Raw genomic sequence first — 18,212 nt, forward strand, 5'->3', positions numbered from 1 at the left:
GTTATTTTAGTTTTTCTTTTAGTTCTGCTGGCAGTTCATTTTCATTCAACATATAAATCTGAGGAGTATCTACTTGGTCTTTGTAATAAAAAGCAACAAGATAATCTCCCGTGTCTCGTAAGTTCGCATGTTGAAGAAGTGTTTCTACCTGCTGATTGTTTTTTACTTTAATTGCTTTCTCATCCTTCATTAGAGATGTAAACTCTTCTTGAAGACGATAATCGTTTTTAAGATGAGAAGAATTTTTAAACACTTCGGTTTTTTCTACGTCCTTTGGCATGAGACGAGCACGTTCATATAAACCCTCTTTTTTCAGCCATGCTTCTACTTCGCTATAAGACTTATCCCAAGATGCAGTTTGTACATACTGTCCTTTTCCATCCATAAACTCAATTGAAGCCCAGCTTTCTTTTGTGCTGTACATTTCATCAAACGTTTCGTTCATCATCGACTGTTTGACTACGTGTATAAGTTCTTGTACTTTATCTGGATTTGTAATGTTGATTGAATTTGACTTTCCTTGAACAGAAAAACTCACGCTTTTAATTTTATCCATGTTTTTTGTTCGTAAAAGCGGATGGAAATTTTCTTTGTATTCTTTTGTTTCTGCAATTTCTTTATAAAAAGCTTTATAGTCTGAAAATGGAATAAAGTATTCTCGGACCATTTGTTTTCCATTTTTTAATTTATAAGCAAATACAGCCATTTTACCGTTTCTGCTTTCTATTTCACTTTGTTTATCAGGATCCAGCTTCTTATCTTTAGATGCTGTAATTTGTTTTTGCAGCTGACGAACACTCTGAATCGTTTCTTTACTTGTATAGTAATATGGAGTTTCATAATAGCCATTCATTCCATTTGCATAGTTTTCAGGTTTATCAGTCAATGGATATATATCTTCATCGAAATATACACTTTCAATCTCTGAAGCTGCCGGTACTTTAGTAGAGTAGCCAAATACATCTAAATGAATAATAAAGCCAACGATAGCTGCGGCTATAACAAAGCCTAGATACCCTTTCCATTTCGTAAAGATCCGCCACGTTTTATTTAAGATAATTTGAGCAACTATATAACCTATTAATGAACCAATAATATAGCCCACGACCATCCATGAAAATTCACCTTTCATGCTAATAAAGTAAAATCCGCCTAACATGAGTGAACAAGCGGTTACTCCGTATACGAATACCGGTTTTAACCAGCTAACTGAAATGGTTTGCGTAGCAGCTTCTACTCTTCTTTTTTGATAGGTGATTAAAGCAATGATGTAAAATAAGACGATGAGTCCAATATAAACAAATACACTAGTAGAAAAGCTTTTATGAGCTACCATTTGCGCTACGTGTGAAAACGGAACAAGGCTGTCAATATTTTTACTCATGTAATAGTCATAAGCATAGCCGTACCAGTAAAACTTTACATTGGATATAGCTAAATAAGAGATTCCGCCGGGGAGAAGAAATAGAACGTATAAAAAGATTCCTTGCAGGACAGACATTCCGGTGAACATTCCCGCTAAAACAGTTCCAGTTAGCACAAATAAGTTAATCAGAATACTGTACCCGACCCAGCTTAGAACATCTCTTGTTGTATAAACATTCTCAACCGTTAAAACTCCTTTAACGGCAAAAGTAACGGCTCCCGTAATTAAAATCGGAACAACTAAAACCAACGCGCCCAGAAGCATATTTTGATGAAACAGCGTAGAACGCTTAATTGGTAAACTATGAATATAGTCAGCCGCAATCTTCGTTTGTATATACCTAAATAGGAAAATACCGAGTAACACTGGTACAACAAACATAAACACAAATTCCAGCCCGTCAAATACCTCAAATAACGTGTCTGGTTTCTCTATATAAGGGTCTACCTTTCCAGTGAAAGTGAAAATTAGTTGTAAAGGTAAAGCGAACAGCAGTACTAGCAAGTATACAAGTCCAATCCATCCTACGTTTCTCATAGATTGAATCCACATGCCTCGGTTAAACGATGATGTTTTCGATTGCATAACCCACATCCCCCATTTCATAAATAAAGATTTCTTCCAGCGTAAGTGGCAAGATGTCAAAAATTAAAGGCTTATACGATCGAACTTTGTTGACTAAGTGATTTTCTTTTCCTCGAACAATACAAAGCAAGACGCTTCCCCGTTTTTCTTGATATAAAATGTCCAGCGTGTCATAAAGCGCTAGCGGCACATCTCCTTCAAATGCAACTTGAATTTTGTGCACGTCTGATTTTAAATCATCCAGTTCTTTTTCAATTAATAATTGACCTTGATGCAAGATGCCTACATGATCACAAAGATCTTCCACTTCTCGTAAGTTATGTGATGAAATTAAAATCGTCATTTCCCGTTCTGCCACGTCTTGGACAAGAAGGTTTTTAATTTTTTGACGCATTACCGCATCTAACCCATCGAGCGGCTCATCTAAGATAAGTACATCAGGCATAGCAGACATCGCTAACCAAAAACCTACTTGACGCTGCATTCCCTTGGACATTCTATGTACCTTTTTATGTAATTGAATTGGGAAAGCTTCTTTTAATTTTTGGAACCGTTCTTCGTTCCAAGTCGGATAGACGCTTCTATAAAAAGACGCTAATTGCTTAATCGTTGTTTGAGGGAAAAAATAAAGAGAATCTGGCATAAAAATAAGACGTTCTTTTAAGCCAACGTTTTCAAATACTTCCTCGCCGTCTATTGCGATTTTCCCGTGATCTTGCTTGTAAATACCTGCAATGATTTTTAATAGCGTTGTTTTCCCTGCCCCGTTCGAGCCAAGCAGTCCGTAAATAGATCCTTTTTTTATAGAAAGCGTGACGTCTCTTAGAGCTTCCATTTCTTCAAACTCTTTTTTTATCGCCTTCAGTTCAATCACTATCGCTTCCTCCTTTTACTGCTTTTTCAGCCTGTGAAATAAGTGATAGAATTTCATCTTTATCCATCCCTAAATACATAGCTTCTGCCAACAGTTTTACTAATTCTTCCTTCATCTTTTTCACCTTCTCGTTATTTAGTGTATCAACTTGAGGCGTTACAAAACTTCCTTTGCCTGGAACTGAATAAATATAATTCTGATGTTCTAGTTCACGATACGCTTTTTGAATTGTATTTGGATTAATCGTTAATTCTTTTGCTAACAGCCGAACAGATGGAAGCTTTTGATCGGCCTTAAAGACTTCATGAATAATAAGCTCTTTCAATTTATCTACTAATTGCTCGTATATCGGCTTGCGACTACGAATATCTAAATCGAACATAGTCTGCCTCCCTTCATCTACCCAAAATCATGATGTGTGTACTAGGTGTATTAACTGTATTACTTATCGTATTACAGTTAATATTATAGTATGTTTTTTGGAAAAAACAAGTACTTTTTTTACTTTTGTTACAAATAGATGACAAAAAAGTGTTTAATAGCTTTATAGATGAAATGCAAATAACTGTAAACAAATTGCGTGGGCTGCCTTCGTTAGAAGCCAAAGTACTCCTTTAAATCAGCACCTCATTTTGTTTTTCTTACCCAGGTGCCTCTAGTTATTACCATAATAATGTTTTATAATGTTTATAATTAATTTTTTTAATATAAAAGGAGCCATACTCTATGTACTATGATGCGTTAAAGACGTTTGTTTCTGTTGTAGAAGAGCAAAGCTTTACAAAAGCTGCGGAAAAGTTAATGATTTCACAGCCAAGCGTAAGCGTACACATCAAAAATCTTGAAAAAGAATTTCAAACTTCCCTGTTCCTGCGTTCACCTAAAATGTTAAAAATCACACCCAGCGGCGAAATTTTATACGATCGTGCTAAACAAATGATTCAGATATATGAGCATACGAAACGAGATATTTATGAACACCATCACCGTGTCAAAGGAATGCTAACGATTGGCGCCAGTTTTACGATTGGCGAATATATTCTTCCTTCATTTTTAGCAAAGCTTCGTGAACAATATCCTGATATTGATGTAGAAGTGACTATCGGTAATACAAAGGAAATCGCTCAGCTTGTTCGTCATTTCAAAGTAGACGTAGGACTTATTGAAGGACACACGGAAGAGTCCGACTTACGTATTCAGTCCTTTATGGACGATGAGCTTGCCATCGTTGCGTCAGTGGATCACCCTTTAGCTCAGCTTAAAAAAGTAGAAATTGATGATTTACAAAATCAGCGGTGGGTAGCGCGTGAAAAAGGCTCTGGAACAAGAGAATATTTAGATCACGTTTTAATGTCCAACGGTTTAAAAATGAAAAGCATGCTAACGATCAGCAGCAATCAAGGAATTAAAGAAGCAATTGTTCATAATTTAGGAATGTCTGTACTGTCGCTTTGTGCTATTAAAGAAGATGTAGCACAAAAGCACCTATCGATTCTCAACGTTAACACCGCTCCTTTTAAGCGCCGTTTTTCTTATATCTATCCTGCTAACAGCGCTCATAAAAAAGTGGCGGAGCTTTTTATTCAGCTTTTAAACTAAAAAAAGACTTTCCACACTGAGTGGAAAGTCTTTTTTAGTAAATAGCCATACATGTCTTTACATTCTTTTTTAGTGAACATGCGTCTGCTGAGCCGGCATTTTTGACAAACGAACAGCTAAGAAAAAGGCTGTTGTAAGAAACACGCCAATTAAAGCAATCACACCTTTCCAGCCGTACGCACTCCAGCATAAGCCAGCCACCGTCCCTCCAACGCTTGATCCTGCATAGTAAAAAAACAAATACAAAGACGAAGCCTGAGCTTTGTCATGAGTTGCTCTTCTTCCTACCCAGCTGCTTGCGATGGAATGACTTCCGAAAAAGCCAAAAGTCAGCAGCAAAAGCCCGGTAATTTTTATCCATAAAACCGGATGCAGCGTAACGATTGAACCTATAAGCGTAACAGCAATCGTACATAACAGCACTTTTTTCCGGCCGTATCGATCCGCCAGCGTCCCCATCCAAACCGAGCTGAATACTCCCACAAAAAAAATAACAAAAATAAAACTTACAAGCGTATGATTCCAAGAATACGGAGGAGCGGATAAAGCGTATCCAATATAATTGTATAAAGCTACGTTACTTCCAAGCAGTGCAAAACCAATAGCAAAAAGACAAAGCATCCCTTTATCTTGAAGATGACTGCGAAGAGAGCCGGTAAGCTGCCTAAGTTCAAATGACCGAGAAGTAAAGTTCTGTGAATCAGGCAAGTTCATAAAAAAAACAAAGGTGGCCAGTAAACTGATTACGCTTACAACATCAAGAGCTACGGACCAGTTGAAATATTCCGTGAGCACCCCTGTCATAAGCCTTCCCGCTACGCCTCCAAAGGCGTTTCCGCTTATATAAATCCCCATCGCTTTTCCTAAACTCCCTGGTTCAATTTCTTCTCCTAAGTAAGCCATGGCTACAGAAGGAAGCCCTGCTAACACGATTCCTTGAATAACGCGAAAAACTAGCAGCGTTTCAAAGTTAGAGCTAAATGCTGTCATGATGCATAGCAATGACGCAAAAATTAACGATAGGCCCATCAGTTTCTTTCGTCCCCACACTTCGGATAAAGAACCTAAAAAAAGCATGCTAACGGCTAGAGTGATGGTTGTTAACGAAAGAGATAAGCTGGCAAACGCCGGAGATATCCCGAATTCTCTAGAAAATTCGGGTAAAATGGCCTGTGTACAATATAAAATCGAAAATGTGTTAAAGCCTGCTGCAAAAAGCGCAACATTTGTTTTGCGAAAAGCTGATGTTCCAATTACGGTATAACTCACAGTTGGTCACTTCCTTTTTTCTCTAAAAAAAGCATATCACGGTTTTTTTATTCTGTATAATTCATTATGTAAATCGTTTTCATACATTTCAGTAATGAGTGAAATTAAAATAGGAATGGACAACAGCCGGAGTATTTTCAACCGACTGTATGCAAGACTGTTATGCTTTCTCGTTTTACGTACACATAAAAAAAGTCGAGCCAGTTTTTCATGGCTCAACTTTTTTAATCTAATACATAAGATGCTAATACTTTTTGCACGTCGTAAATGCTTTTATCTTTACGAAATTCTTTTGAAATCGGCGCGCTAGAACCCGATACCCAAATATTTAATTCCGCATCTAAATCGAACGTTCCAGCCGTTTCTACGCTAAAATGGGTAATCGTCTTATAAGGAATGGAATGATAATCTGTTTTCTTTCCCGTCACTCCTTGCTTATCAACGATAATTAAGCGTTTCGTCGTAAACACCATTAAATCGCGAATGACTTTATATGCTTGTTCCACTCGCTCGTTGGCAATTAAAATATTTTGTAAGTCTTTTTCAGTTCCTCTTATATCTGCTTCTGATGCATTTCCTAATAGTCCATCTAATATACCCATACTGATCACTCCTTTATATCTACACTACCGCATTTTGTTCTGTCTGGAAACCCAAAACGTTTTTTTAATGAATTAATTTACTTTCACGCGCTTTTTTTGTTAATTTTGCGCTCGTTTTACTAAGAGGTTTATGAAGAAAAATACCAACCAGCAGCACGCCAAGCCAAATGCAAAGTAGAACGGTAACGTCTTTTCTTACAATATCCGCTAACATGCCTCCTACAACTTCTCTCATCATGCTTATTGCATACGTAAATGGCAAAAACGGATTGAGTGCTTGGAAAAAAGCAGGCACAACTTGAATCGGAAATGTACCGCCTGCAGCGGAAAGCTGAAGCACAAGTAAAACAATCGCCATCGCTTTTCCTGCATTGCCAAATATCGCAACAAGCGTATAAACAATCGTCATAAATACGAAGCTGCACAGCAAGCCTAAAAAGATAAAAGGCACTTTATCTACGACATACGTGTTAATTAAAAATAAATCCCCTAGCGTCACAATAAAAGCTTGCACAAGAGCAATAGACAAAAATGTTAAAAGTCTTCCAAGATAGACTTCATAGCTTTTAAACCGCTCTTCATCCGCTACTTCTACGCTTAAAATCGAAACTAACAGCAAAGCTCCGACCCACAAGCAAAGCGTTGTATAAAACGGCGACATAGCCGAACCGTAGTTCGGAATCGGGTAAAGTCTTTCTTCTTTTAAAAGAACCGGCTTAGCAAAAAAGTCGCTTTCTTTTTGTACGTCGTTTTTTAGCAAATTAATAATATCTTCAATATTTTCTTTTTGCTGAAATTCTCGTATTTTATCCGCTATATTGTGCACATTTTGTTCAATTCGCGGAAAGTCTTTTGCTATTTTCCCAAGCTCCTGCTGTCCAAGCAAGATGCCACTCGCTGTTTTAGACAGGACGTTAGAAACATCCGGTATGCTTTTGTTAGCTTCATCAAGCAGTGAGTTTGCGCTTGCCGTTTTATCTTTCGCTTCTTTAATTGCTTGTTCAACAGCAGGCACAATCGTAGAAGAATATGAATTCGTTAACGCATTTAATCTAGAAACGGCTTGATCGGTGCGGGAGCTGAACTTATCAAGTACGCTTTGATTTGGAACATCTCCATTCTTTGTTTGCTGCTGAAGACTGTTTACATCCGAAAGCTGCTGCTGTAAAAGCGTATTTACATCTTTTACGTCATTAATAACCGGTGAAAGAACTTTTTGTTGAGATAACGCATTTAAATCTGTAAGAAGTGTAAGAAACTCTCCTGTGTCAGCAATTTGTTTTGTTAACTGCCCTTTTAGCTGTTCTGCTGCTGCGCTGACTTCAGCCGGTGCTATATCTTTTTCCATCAGCTGATTCTTCAATTCTTGAACTCGGAGAGCTCGTTGCTGAACTCGATGCAGCGTTTCGTTGATTGTTGGTTCAGCGTTTTTTAAAACTTCATCGCTTTTAGTTAAAAAAGTGTTTAGCTGCTGAGTCATCTGTGCGCCGTCAGCTGTTAGTCTCTCTACTTCAGGAAGAGCAGCCTGAGCTTTTGATACAATTGCTCCAGCTTTTTGAGTGGTGTCATTCGCTTCATTAATTACTTTTTTAATTTCAGGAAGACGATTTTCAAGTTCAAAAATCCGTTGTTCAACTTGTTGAATGGTCGGCAAATCCCGCTGCAGTGTAATACCTAGTTCGTTAAACACTGAAAAAATAGCTCCATTCGCTGTTTTGACGAATTTTTCACTGATCTGTTGTGTTAAGCTGCTGGCTCCTTTACTTGTAATTTTAGGCGCCACTGCGTTTATTTTTTCGTTCACTTTATAAATAATGACCGGTTTTTCCAAACGATCTTGAAGAACGGTACCAAGCTTTTGTGAAAAATCTTTTGGAATAACAATACTTGCATAATAGTCACCGTGCTTTACTCCGTGATCAGCTTTTTCTTTGGAGACAAACGTCCATCCAAGCGTTTTATTTTTCTTTAACGTTGCAATAATATCTTTACCCACATTTACGTGCTGACCTCTTATCGTAGAACCTTCATCTTCGCTTGTTACTGCAATGGCAATACCTTCAGTCCGACCGTATGGATCCCAAGATGCTTTTATATTAAACCATGCGTAAAAAGACGGCAGAATCATAAGCGTCAGTACAATGATAATCATCGCCCAATTGGTGAAAATTCTTTTTAAATCCCTCGTATAAATATAAACAGTATTTTTCATATGTCCCACCCAGTTTTATTGTTACAAGTTAGCTTATCCATGTTCGAAGAAACATATTTCTGATACTATAGAAAAAGTTAGATATGGTTTTACTAGAAAGGATGATGAATATGACAGAAAGACTTTATTATAGCAATCCCTACACAAAAACATGGGAAACTGAAGTGATAGAGACGCGTGCTCTTTCAAATGGCTACGCATTAACGTTGAAACAAACCGCTTTTTATCCAGAAGGAGGCGGACAGCCTTCTGACTACGGTAATATTGCCGGAATGGACGTGAAAGATGTGTATGAAGAAAATGGAGAAGTATATCATATCGTCGATACACTCCCTGAACAAACGAACGTCACGTGTGAAATTGACTGGCAACGCCGCTTTGATCATATGCAGCAGCACAGCGGACAGCACTTACTTTCAGCTCTATTAATCGATACATATGATATTCACACCGTTAGCTTTCACTTAGGAAGCGAAGCAGTCTCTATCGATCTGAATGTACCTCAGTTATCTCATGAGCAGTTATTACACATTGAAAAAGTTGTAAATGACGCTATTTACAGCAACCGTCACATTAAAACGCACGAAGTGAAAAAAGAAGATTTACATACTCTTGCGCTTCGCAAAGTGCCAGAGTTAGAAGACGAAATTGTACGCATTGTGGAAATTGACGGCATTGATGTTTCTGCCTGCTGCGGTACGCATGTGAACCAAATTGGAGAGCTTGGCCTTATTAAACTTACGAAAACAGAAAAGCAGCGCGGCAATACACGCCTCTTTTTCAAATGTGGCATGCGTGCATTAGCTGATTATCAGCAGTCTCAAGAAATCGTAGCAGAAATTAGCAATAAATTCAGTACAAGCCGTGAATTAGTTGTAGAACGCATTAAAAAATTGGAGACTGAACAAAAAGAGCTGCAAAAACAACTAGAAGAATTAAAAAATGAAAATGCAGCTTATTTAGCAAGTGAATTAGAAGCCAAAAAAGAAGGTTCATTTCTGTACCATCACTTTGAAAACCGCACATTAAAAGATGTGCAAGCTTTGACAAAGCAGCTGCTTCAAACACCTGATACGACGCTTCTTTTTGCTTTTTCAAGTGATCAAAAAGTCTTACTGGCTCACAGCGGAAGTGAAGTAAAATGCGGAGAACTTTATAAAGAGCTGCTCCCGCTTTACGATGGAAAAGGCGGCGGCGGACCAAAACAAGCTCAAGCCAGCTTTTCATCTTCTGAAAATATGAACGCATTTATTAGCGCGGTAACAGAAAAAATAACTGGAGCATAACAAAAAGCCTGTCTTTAAAAAGACAGGCTTTTTCCACTCAATCAGCTTACTAAATAGCCAATTAATAATCCAATTGATAAAGTAAACCCAAAAAACGTATTGGTTTGCGCAGTTGCTTTCATTGCAATAAGCTCTCCGCGTACAAATGCCTGTACGGCTTGAATTGGCTTAGGTGCACTAAGAAACACTAAGAAAATCCAAGGGCTAATATCGAAGAATACAACTAATGCAACTGTCCAAATATACGCAATGCCAAACAAAGCAGCTAAAAATCTAATCGCATTTTTAGAACCTAATAAAATGGCTAGCGTACGACGTCCGCCTTTTGTATCTTCTTCTATATCACGAATGTTGTTAGACAAATTAATCGCACCTACTAAAATCGCAATCGGAAGTGATACAAAGATGCTTTCAGACGTTACGGTATTCGTCTGAATAAAAAATGAAATCAACACGAACATCGCGCCCATACAAAGACCTGAAAATAATTCTCCAAACGGCGTATACGCAATCGGAAGCGGTCCGCCTGTATACAGATAACCGATCGCCATACCTACTAATCCAACTAAAGCAAGCCACCAGCTGCTGTTTGCACATATATATACACCTAAAATAAGAGCAATTCCATAAGAAATCAGTGCTAAATTTAATACCGTTTTCGGTTTCATGCCGTGTCTGACGATGGCTCCTCCGATACCTACGGAGTCTTCTGTGTCTAACCCGCGTTTAAAATCATAGTACTCGTTAAATAAGTTCGTCGCAATTTGAATCCACAAACATGAAAAAAGCATCGCAAGAAACATCCAAACATTCACATGGCCATAAAACATGGCTAGAACTGTTCCAATTAAAACCGGTACAAACGATGCTGTTAGCGTATGAGGACGGGTTAATTGCCACAAAATCTTCCCTTTACTGTACTGCTCGACTGCAGCTTTGTTTTCTTTGTTATGACTTGTCATCATCCTCTTCCCTTCTATTACGAACCGTATCTCTATTTAAAAGTGCTGCTTTTAACATAACGAATGATAGCAAACTTACTCTAATACAATACACGTCCGCCCAACAAAAAAATCACGGAACTCTTTAAAATATAAGTTCCACTCTATATCATAATAATTTATTGCTCTTTTTACAAGATGACCGCTTATACATTTCCGATTTTTTCTACAAAAATCTGCTTTGACGCAGAAATTCATAGGAAAAAGATAAAAAACCTTTATGAAAAATCAGATTGAGACATAACTACATCAATCCCATCTAAAGAAGCACAAATGGAATACACGAGCTGAACTACTTGTTACACCGCAGTTGATTTCCGTGCAAGGCTTCGCTTTCCGCGGGCGGCCGGTGAGTCTTCGCCTTGCTCTCCAATCAACAGCTGGAAGCAACGAAACACATGAAACCTATGTTCACCATCAGAATAAAAAGATCCGAACGCTTTATCATTCGGATCTTTCTTCAACTAACATAATTTTGTACAAGCCTCTTTTTTATCACTACATCTTAGTAATTAAAATCGTCGTCTCCGTGTCTTCTGCGGAATCTTTTATGAAAACACGAATCGCATATGGCGTGATCATGATTCCAAGGAAGGTCTTTAGAACACGCACTGCACGTTCTTTTAAATTTTTTCATATCTTTTCTTAATACGTTATGGATTTTATCTGTAAGCTCTTCTCGGACACGCTCCCAGTAAATAGCCTCTGGCCTTCTGTCCATTCGATATAAAAATAAAAGATGCAGGCCAATCGCTTTATAAGACAGCTCTAATTTTTCCAGTGAGCCTTCTATCATCCGTGGTTCAGGTAACTCTTCTCTATTAACAATCGCATTCATGCTGGCAACCCACTGCTTTTTCAAAGAGCTTTCTTTTGCTGAAAAAGGCAGCTGCAAGTAGCCGTATAAATCAACAATGGGCATTTTCGCTTCAATCAGCGTGTCTTTTACTTCCTCATAAAGCTCACGTTCTTGTGCCAAATTTGATTTTTGTGTACCCTTTGGATTTTGAAATTTAGCCCACATGTCAAAAAAAGTTCCGAGGTCATGATGATATTCTTTAAATCTTCTTAGCATATCTGAAGTAGGAGCAATTGAAAATTTGCTGATTTGCTCGTCTGTTGAAAATAACAGTTCTCTCATTTGCTTTGCATCTTTAGCGAATGCAACTTCTCCAACATTGTAGAGGCCCTTCCTTCCAGCACGGCCTGCAATCTGCTTTAACTCTTGAGAAGTCAGCAATCTCCTCTTTTGCCCGTCAAATTTCATGTTTTCTAAAAGGACAATTCGTCTAATTGGAAGATTTAATCCCATTCCAATCGCATCTGTAGACACAATGACAGTTGTTTCTCTATTAATGAACTGCTCAATTTGTTTTCTTCTCGTTTCAGGCGGCATACTTCCATAAATCACGCTCACTTTGTGACCATCTTTTTCTAGCTTAGCCGCTGTCTGCAGCACTTTCTTACGCGAGAAAACAATTAAAGCATCTGCGGGTTTCACTTGTTCAATTTTGAACTTTCGAAGATCTACTTTTAAAGGTATATCTCTTTCGTACTCATGAATTTCTGAGATCACACCGTCTAACATCTCTTCTAACATACTTCGAATGCTTAAACTCCCGATCACATGAACTTGTTTGGCATTAGCTCGAGTGATGGCTTTATACCATGAAAACCCCCGATCTCGGTCTTGAATCATCTGTGCTTCATCAATTACGGTTACATCGCCATGTTCTAATTCGCTAAACATTTCTACGGTGCCGGCCATATGCTGAGCGTCTTCAACAATCTTTTCTTCTTCACCTGTTTTTAACGAACAAGCAACTCCGTCTTTGTTCAGCTTTTCAAAAACTTCTAAAGCTAACAAGCGAAGCGGCGCTAAATAACTACCCGAAGCAGCTTTTTTTAATGACTTTAATGCCGTATACGTTTTTCCTGTGTTTGTATCACCGAGATGAAGAATATATTCCGTTTCTTTTCTTGGGTCCATTTCGTATTCTGCACCAAAAATATAATTTAACTGTCGCTGTTCTTCTTCAATCAGCTTTTTCTTTTCTTCACGTTCACGTTCTTGTTGTAATCGTCTTTCTTCCAGCTGCTGTGCATATCGCTCTTTATGCTCTTCAATCATTAAGTTGTGATCTGAAACTTCTAGTACATCAGAAAGCTTTTCTTCTACGAGCATTTTTTTATATTCATAGACCAAATCCGATAAATCACTTCTAAGTGCCTTTATAATATCCATTCTTGTTACTGAAGCATTTGTATAAGATTTATATTCTTCTTTAAATGAAGCAGGAAGATTATCCATGATCATAGTCGGAATGATTTCATAAATCTTATCGGTGATAAATACCTCGTATACATCTTCATACGTTTCAAACAAGATAATCGTTGAATATCTGTCTAATTCTGAGCTTACGCCGCCGGTGAGCTCTTGAAAAAAGTCATGAACCGTTTCATAATCATGACGTGTTAAATCACCGTTTGTTATTAATTCATCTTCAAGTTCAGTATGGGGCGCATAATTTTCAATATACTTTGAGTTTGTTTTAATGTCTTTTGACAGCTGATGGGAAAGCTGTTCTCTTATATGTAGGTAATACAGCTCTTTGTTTACTTCCAAAATAGGAGCTGCTTCTAAATTTAACTGTAATTGATATCTGGCTTTTCGATCATTAATACTTTGCTGTCTTTCTTTCTCTTTTCTTTCTTCTTCTTTTTCGGCAAATTCAGCCCTTGCTTCTCCGTATAGTGATAGCCATTCCGCTTTATTGCCCTCTCCGTAGTGCTTTTCTAACCAAGAAAAAGCATCAAACTCTATACCTTTTCTCGTTTCTTTAGCAAATAACTTATCTATAGCTTGGGGTTTATACCCTTTCACCTCAAAGCCTTTCTCTGTTAAATATGACTTTCTGCTTTTTTTAGATACAGAAGAAACAACTGCTTTTCTCCACGTAGTTCCCCATGCCTTTTTAATAAAAGAGTGCCTGTCTGTTAAATAAGTCTCAAAATCCGGACATTCGTCTTGTTCGCCTAATACGCTTTTTATATCCTGTAGTAATGTATGTTTAGTTTTTTCAATGGCTCTGCTTTGAATAGCCTCTAATTCGAGCATAAAATTCTCCTTTGGAAAGTTTTCCTACATTTATTATAGGAAAGACCCTGGAGAGAATCAAATACATGTTATTACTTTATTTGAGGCTGGATTAATAAGCTCTCTTCTTCCTGCTTTTACTTATTTCTCGTCTATTTTATCTGCTTGCTTTTTTACCCTCTATTCAACACAAAAAGCTCCTATTTAAAGGAGCTTTCCGACACTTATTTTTTAGATAATTCAGTCTATTTTAAGTATACGTCAAGCATTTTTGTCGATTCCCTTTGAATAAGGGATTGAAAGCTGTGAAAGTTTAGTTAGCGATACATGCAAAACACCTGTAAATAAAAAAGCTAAGATCGTTGCGCCTGTGGCTAGCGGGTGAACGTACGTAAAATAGTAGGCAAATACAGCCCCCACTATGTAAGAGACATACACATGAAGGTTAAAGCCTTTTGTATACCAGTACAGTTTATTTTGTTTTTCTAAAATAGCTGAAACGTCATAGTGTTTTCGGCGAATGATATAATAATCAACAAGAACAATCGCAATAATAGGAATAAATAAGACACCGATCATAAGCAAAAAGCTTTGAAAATTTGTCATCAGCCACTCTTTTAATAAAGAACCTAGGACTGTGACAACTCCCATGGTTAGTGCCGGTATCCAGAACCTCTGCTTTGAAAAAATAGATAAATAAGACATTGTCGCGCTATACAATACCATTACGTTGGTTGACAGGACCGATAAAAAAATTACGATGGCAGCTACTAACCCTAACAGCGGGCTATATGCGCCAATTAAATTTACTGGGTCATACGTTTGCGTCATATTTCCGAGAATTGAAAAACCAGAAACCGTTGCGCCTAATCCCATCGCAATCAAAGTCGCAACGTTATAGCCTAAATAAGTTCCCGCAATTCCCGTTTTTTCAGATTTACAGTTTCGGTTATAGTCGCAAACAATAGGAATCCACGTAAAAGCTGTAGCTACTACAATATCAAAAGCTAACATTCCTGTAATACCAGGATTTTCGCTTGCTTTCATTTGAATTAATTTTGCTGCATCAAATTCGATAAACAAATAGCTAAACACAACGGTTGCTAAAATAACCATAAGCGTAGCTACTAATTTTTCCGTTGCTTCAATACCTTTATGCCCGTATATAGAAATAGCTACTACCAACACTTGAGTAAGAATTGTAAATAGATTGATATTGCTGTAACCGGTCAAAAAAGTAACGGCATGATTTAAACTTAGCCCTGCCATGTAGGCTTGAATCCATGCCCAGCCGATTAACGTAATAAGATTAACAGCAGCAGGAAGCATAGCACCTCTTTGTCCAAAAGCTGGTCTCATCAAAACCATGGTTGGAAGACCGGTGCAAGTTCCGATATTCCCCATCAACACGAGCGGTATGGCGCCAACTAAAGAGCCAAGCACAATAATAAATAATGCCTTTAAAAAGGTCATATCGGGTACAAACAGCATTCCGGTAAAAACGGTCGTTACCACCACATTGGCTCCTATCCACATGGAAAATGTAGAGAAGAAGCCCATACTTCTTTTATTCATTGCAATCGGCTGCACATCATCATGGGCGAGACCACTTTTTGTTGTCATTCCTATTCCACCTTTCACTTTTATTGATACCAATTGGCTCGAGCTAGCTTGGAATTTGTATTTACATGTTTTGTTTCAGTAAAAGCAGCTAATCCTGATGGACCTAACTCCCGGCCAATGCCGCTTTCTTTAAAACCGCCCCACGCCGTTTCAATATGAGGCGTATGGTAGCCGTTGATCCAAATCGTTCCCGCTTGAAGATGTTCAGCAACTCGCTCTGCTTTCATTACATCATTCGTTAAAATTCCTGCAGCTAAACCAAATCTCGTGCCGTTGGCAAGTGCTATGGCTTCTTCTTCACTTGAAAAAGATTGAACGGTAATAACGGGAGCAAATATTTCTTCTTGTACAACTTTCATATGCTGCTCCACATCGACGAGCACAGCTGGCTTTATATAGTTTCCACCTTCGCAGTCAATTAACGTTCCTCCTGTTAATAAATTCGCGCCTTCTTCTTGACCTAGCTTGATAAAACCCTGTATTTTGTTCAGATGCTCCTTGCTAATAACCGGACCCATTTCCGTTTCTTCTCTTAAGGGGTTGCCAATTTTTATAGCAGCAACAGTCTCCGTAAGAGCAGAAAGAAACGCCTTATAAATAGATTCATGTACGAGTATACGCGATGAAGCTACACACACTTGTCCTTGGTTAAAAAATGAACCAAACATTGTCCAGTCTACTGCAATATCAATTTCACTGTCTTCAAAAATAAGAAGCGGAGATTTCCCTCCCAGTTCAAGCGAAACTCTTTTCATCTCTTTTGCGCACTGCTGATAAATACGTTTGCCTGTTTCTGATCCTCCTGTAAAAGAGACTTTGGCTACATCTTTGTGTTCAACAAGGGCACTTCCCACTTTACCGTCTCCCGTAAGTAAATTAAACACGCCTTTTGGTATACCAGCTTTTTCACATAGTGAAGCTAACTTTAAAAAAGAAAGCGGCGTTAATTCTGACGGCTTAAACACTACCGTATTTCCAGCTGCTAAGGCAGGAGCCAGCTTCCACATACCAAGTAACAAAGGGAAATTCCAAGGAACAATCAGCGCGCATACGCCGATAGGTTCTTGAATGATTTTACTGTTTGTATCGTCGAACATGTTCTTTGTCCACGGCTGATTTTCTTCTATTAAATTTGCGTAATATCTTAAACAATTAATCGTATCTTCAATATCTAACTGCGCTTCTTTTATCGGTTTGCCAGTATTTAATGTTTCTGTTTCAGCGAATATACTCGCTTCATTTTCTAATAAATTTGCTAGTTTCTTAAGTACCTCTACACGCAGTGATTTATTTTTTTTCCATTCACTCTGTTCAAAAGCCTGCTTTGCTTTACCTACCGCTTCCTCTACTTGTTGAAGCGACGAATCAAATACTTTCGCTATGATCTTATTGGTCGCTGGGTTGAGTATTTCTCTTTTATATGGTTTTGCTTGCTTCTTATCTACTGTTACATTTACTTGCTCGTTCATAGTCCAACACTCCCTATAGAGAACTCTTATATAAAAGTGGGAAGATAACAGTACCTTCCCACTTTTTCCGTCTTGCTTATATTCAGTCGCGTGCTTTCACTAACAGCGCTTCTTCTTCTTTTGCTTTTTTTCTTAACGCGATAAGCGTGATAAATTCATAAACAATGTTCGAGGCCGCTGCTGCTGTAATTTGGCCATGGTCATAAGCTGGCAGTACTTCTACTAAATCAAAACCGACAAAATCAATATTTGTTAAGCCACGAACGAATTGAAGCGCATCGTCAATACTTGCACCCGATACTTCAGGCGTTCCTGTTCCCGGCGCGTATACTGGATCTAAAAAGTCAATGTCAAACGATAAAAACACAGGTCCTTCTCCTACACGCTCATGAATAATGTCTAGCATTCTTTCAACGCCCAGTTTTTTATATTCATTTGTCGTATACAGAGCTAGACCTAAGTTCTTTGCATCTTCTAAATCTTCAATACCGTACAGACCGCCTCGCATACCAATTTGAATCGAACGCGACACGTCGATTAACCCTTCTTCAATTGCTCGTCTGAACACGGTACCGTGATTGTATTTTTGCTCAAAATAGCTATCCCACGTATCAGAATGAGCATCAAACTGTAAAAGCGCTACCGGTCCGTGTTTTTTCGCGATGGCACGAAGTTCACCGAGCGTCATCGAATGATCACCGCCTAGTGAAATCGGAATAATTCCTTCATTCACAACCGGTGTTAACCCTTCTTCAATTTTTTTATATGTTTCTAAAATATATCCCGGAACCACTGCCAAATCGCCGTAGTCCACGCCTGAAATGTAGTCAAAAATATTAATCTTTTGTTCTGGGTTATACGGGCGAAGCAAAATGGAGAAATCTCGAATAGCTTCCGGCCCAAAACGTGCTCCTGTGCGAAAAGATTGCCCTGAATCAAATGGAATACCCGTCACAATAAAATCCATATCTGCATTTACTTGTTCTACATACGGAAGTCTCATAAACGTTCGAGGTCCGCAAAAACGCGGAGATTCAAATGAATTTTTCGGCTGATATTTTGGCATGATTTATTCCTCCTAATGGGTTTCATTCATTAGCGCCGTGTCATCATTTTAGAGACTGACGCCTTTTATTTAGATACTTTTTATTAATGCAAAATGCATGCCA

The 18,212-nt window shown here is 38.2% G+C and carries 13 protein-coding genes; 2 read left to right on the top strand and 11 right to left on the bottom strand.

What is annotated here, in order from left to right; genetic code table 11:
• Position 1 precedes the first annotated feature (1 nt).
• From AC1D0Y_RS12150 to AC1D0Y_RS12160, 3 genes are read right to left on the bottom strand one after another with little or no spacing between them, the layout of a single operon-like run.
• Positions 2 to 2,011: a DUF6449 domain-containing protein gene (locus tag AC1D0Y_RS12150; protein WP_477707601.1), complete on the bottom strand. Its 2,010-nt coding sequence runs from the start codon at positions 2,009 to 2,011 to the stop codon at positions 2 to 4.
• A complete protein-coding gene (locus AC1D0Y_RS12155; protein WP_252123182.1) occupies positions 1,986 to 2,885 on the bottom strand; it encodes an ABC transporter ATP-binding protein in 900 nt (299 codons plus the stop codon). The genes AC1D0Y_RS12150 and AC1D0Y_RS12155 overlap by 26 nt, the downstream gene beginning before the upstream one ends.
• Positions 2,878 to 3,267: a GntR family transcriptional regulator gene (locus AC1D0Y_RS12160; RefSeq protein ID WP_013083081.1), complete on the bottom strand. Its 390-nt coding sequence runs from the start codon at positions 3,265 to 3,267 to the stop codon at positions 2,878 to 2,880. Before AC1D0Y_RS12160 ends, AC1D0Y_RS12155 begins: the two co-directional genes overlap by 8 nt.
• A gap of 344 nt (positions 3,268 to 3,611) precedes the next feature.
• On the opposite strand from AC1D0Y_RS12160, the gene AC1D0Y_RS12165 reads away from it, so the two are divergent.
• Positions 3,612 to 4,484: a selenium metabolism-associated LysR family transcriptional regulator gene (locus tag AC1D0Y_RS12165; RefSeq protein ID WP_060745690.1), complete on the top strand. Its 873-nt coding sequence runs from the start codon at positions 3,612 to 3,614 to the stop codon at positions 4,482 to 4,484.
• A 69-nt stretch (positions 4,485 to 4,553) separates the two neighbouring features.
• Here AC1D0Y_RS12165 and AC1D0Y_RS12170 read toward each other — a convergent pair whose 3' ends face one another.
• From AC1D0Y_RS12170 to AC1D0Y_RS12180, 3 genes are all read right to left on the bottom strand, one after another.
• Positions 4,554 to 5,753: an MFS transporter gene (locus AC1D0Y_RS12170; protein ID WP_060745691.1), complete on the bottom strand. Its 1,200-nt coding sequence runs from the start codon at positions 5,751 to 5,753 to the stop codon at positions 4,554 to 4,556.
• 224 nt (positions 5,754 to 5,977) lie between these two features.
• Positions 5,978 to 6,355 carry a PH domain-containing protein gene (locus AC1D0Y_RS12175; protein ID WP_014460184.1) on the bottom strand — a complete coding sequence of 126 codons (378 nt, stop codon included), beginning with the start codon at positions 6,353 to 6,355 and terminating at the stop codon, positions 5,978 to 5,980.
• A 64-nt stretch (positions 6,356 to 6,419) separates the two neighbouring features.
• A complete protein-coding gene (locus AC1D0Y_RS12180) occupies positions 6,420 to 8,567 on the bottom strand; it encodes a YhgE/Pip domain-containing protein (protein WP_060745692.1) in 2,148 nt (715 codons plus the stop codon).
• 110 nt (positions 8,568 to 8,677) lie between these two features.
• On the opposite strand from AC1D0Y_RS12180, the gene AC1D0Y_RS12185 reads away from it, so the two are divergent.
• The gene (locus tag AC1D0Y_RS12185) at positions 8,678 to 9,853 is read left to right on the top strand and encodes a DHHA1 domain-containing protein (RefSeq protein WP_060745693.1); all 1,176 of its coding nucleotides are present in this window, start codon (positions 8,678 to 8,680) and stop codon (positions 9,851 to 9,853) included.
• Between the two features lie 41 nt (positions 9,854 to 9,894).
• Here AC1D0Y_RS12185 and AC1D0Y_RS12190 read toward each other — a convergent pair whose 3' ends face one another.
• The 5 genes from AC1D0Y_RS12190 to speB form a co-directional block, all read right to left on the bottom strand.
• Positions 9,895 to 10,815 (bottom strand): 1,4-dihydroxy-2-naphthoate polyprenyltransferase, encoded by a 921-nt coding sequence (locus AC1D0Y_RS12190; protein ID WP_025752322.1) that lies wholly within the window; start codon positions 10,813 to 10,815, stop codon positions 9,895 to 9,897.
• 544 nt (positions 10,816 to 11,359) lie between these two features.
• A complete protein-coding gene (locus AC1D0Y_RS12195; RefSeq protein ID WP_477707602.1) occupies positions 11,360 to 13,972 on the bottom strand; it encodes a helicase-related protein in 2,613 nt (870 codons plus the stop codon).
• A 240-nt stretch (positions 13,973 to 14,212) separates the two neighbouring features.
• Positions 14,213 to 15,574 (bottom strand): purine-cytosine permease family protein, encoded by a 1,362-nt coding sequence (locus AC1D0Y_RS12200; protein ID WP_477707603.1) that lies wholly within the window; start codon positions 15,572 to 15,574, stop codon positions 14,213 to 14,215.
• 20 nt (positions 15,575 to 15,594) lie between these two features.
• Entirely contained in the window at positions 15,595 to 17,043 is a 1,449-nt protein-coding gene (locus AC1D0Y_RS12205; protein WP_477707604.1) for an aldehyde dehydrogenase family protein, read from the bottom strand.
• Positions 17,044 to 17,125: 82 nt separating this feature from the next.
• Entirely contained in the window at positions 17,126 to 18,109 is a 984-nt protein-coding gene (gene speB, locus AC1D0Y_RS12210) for an agmatinase (RefSeq protein ID WP_060745697.1), read from the bottom strand.
• Positions 18,110 to 18,212 lie beyond the last annotated feature (103 nt).

The organism is Priestia sp. P1_B12_1 (genome assembly GCF_056406695.1).

What these genes read in the sequence shown, in the direction of transcription:
- AC1D0Y_RS12185 (WP_060745693.1), top strand. Translation starts at nt 8,678, where the DNA reads ATGACAGAAAGACTTTATTATAGCAATCCCTACACAAAAACATGGGAA.
- AC1D0Y_RS12200 (WP_477707603.1), bottom strand. Translation starts at nt 15,574, where the DNA reads ATGACAACAAAAAGTGGTCTCGCCCATGATGATGTGCAGCCGATTGCA.
- AC1D0Y_RS12205 (WP_477707604.1), bottom strand. Translation starts at nt 17,043, where the DNA reads ATGAACGAGCAAGTAAATGTAACAGTAGATAAGAAGCAAGCAAAACCA.
- AC1D0Y_RS12175 (WP_014460184.1), bottom strand. Translation starts at nt 6,355, where the DNA reads ATGGGTATATTAGATGGACTATTAGGAAATGCATCAGAAGCAGATATA.
- AC1D0Y_RS12195 (WP_477707602.1), bottom strand. Translation starts at nt 13,972, where the DNA reads ATGCTCGAATTAGAGGCTATTCAAAGCAGAGCCATTGAAAAAACTAAA.
- AC1D0Y_RS12165 (WP_060745690.1), top strand. Translation starts at nt 3,612, where the DNA reads ATGTACTATGATGCGTTAAAGACGTTTGTTTCTGTTGTAGAAGAGCAA.
- AC1D0Y_RS12150 (WP_477707601.1), bottom strand. Translation starts at nt 2,011, where the DNA reads ATGCAATCGAAAACATCATCGTTTAACCGAGGCATGTGGATTCAATCT.
- AC1D0Y_RS12190 (WP_025752322.1), bottom strand. Translation starts at nt 10,815, where the DNA reads ATGACAAGTCATAACAAAGAAAACAAAGCTGCAGTCGAGCAGTACAGT.
- AC1D0Y_RS12180 (WP_060745692.1), bottom strand. Translation starts at nt 8,567, where the DNA reads ATGAAAAATACTGTTTATATTTATACGAGGGATTTAAAAAGAATTTTC.
- AC1D0Y_RS12160 (WP_013083081.1), bottom strand. Translation starts at nt 3,267, where the DNA reads ATGTTCGATTTAGATATTCGTAGTCGCAAGCCGATATACGAGCAATTA.
- speB (WP_060745697.1), bottom strand. Translation starts at nt 18,109, where the DNA reads ATGCCAAAATATCAGCCGAAAAATTCATTTGAATCTCCGCGTTTTTGC.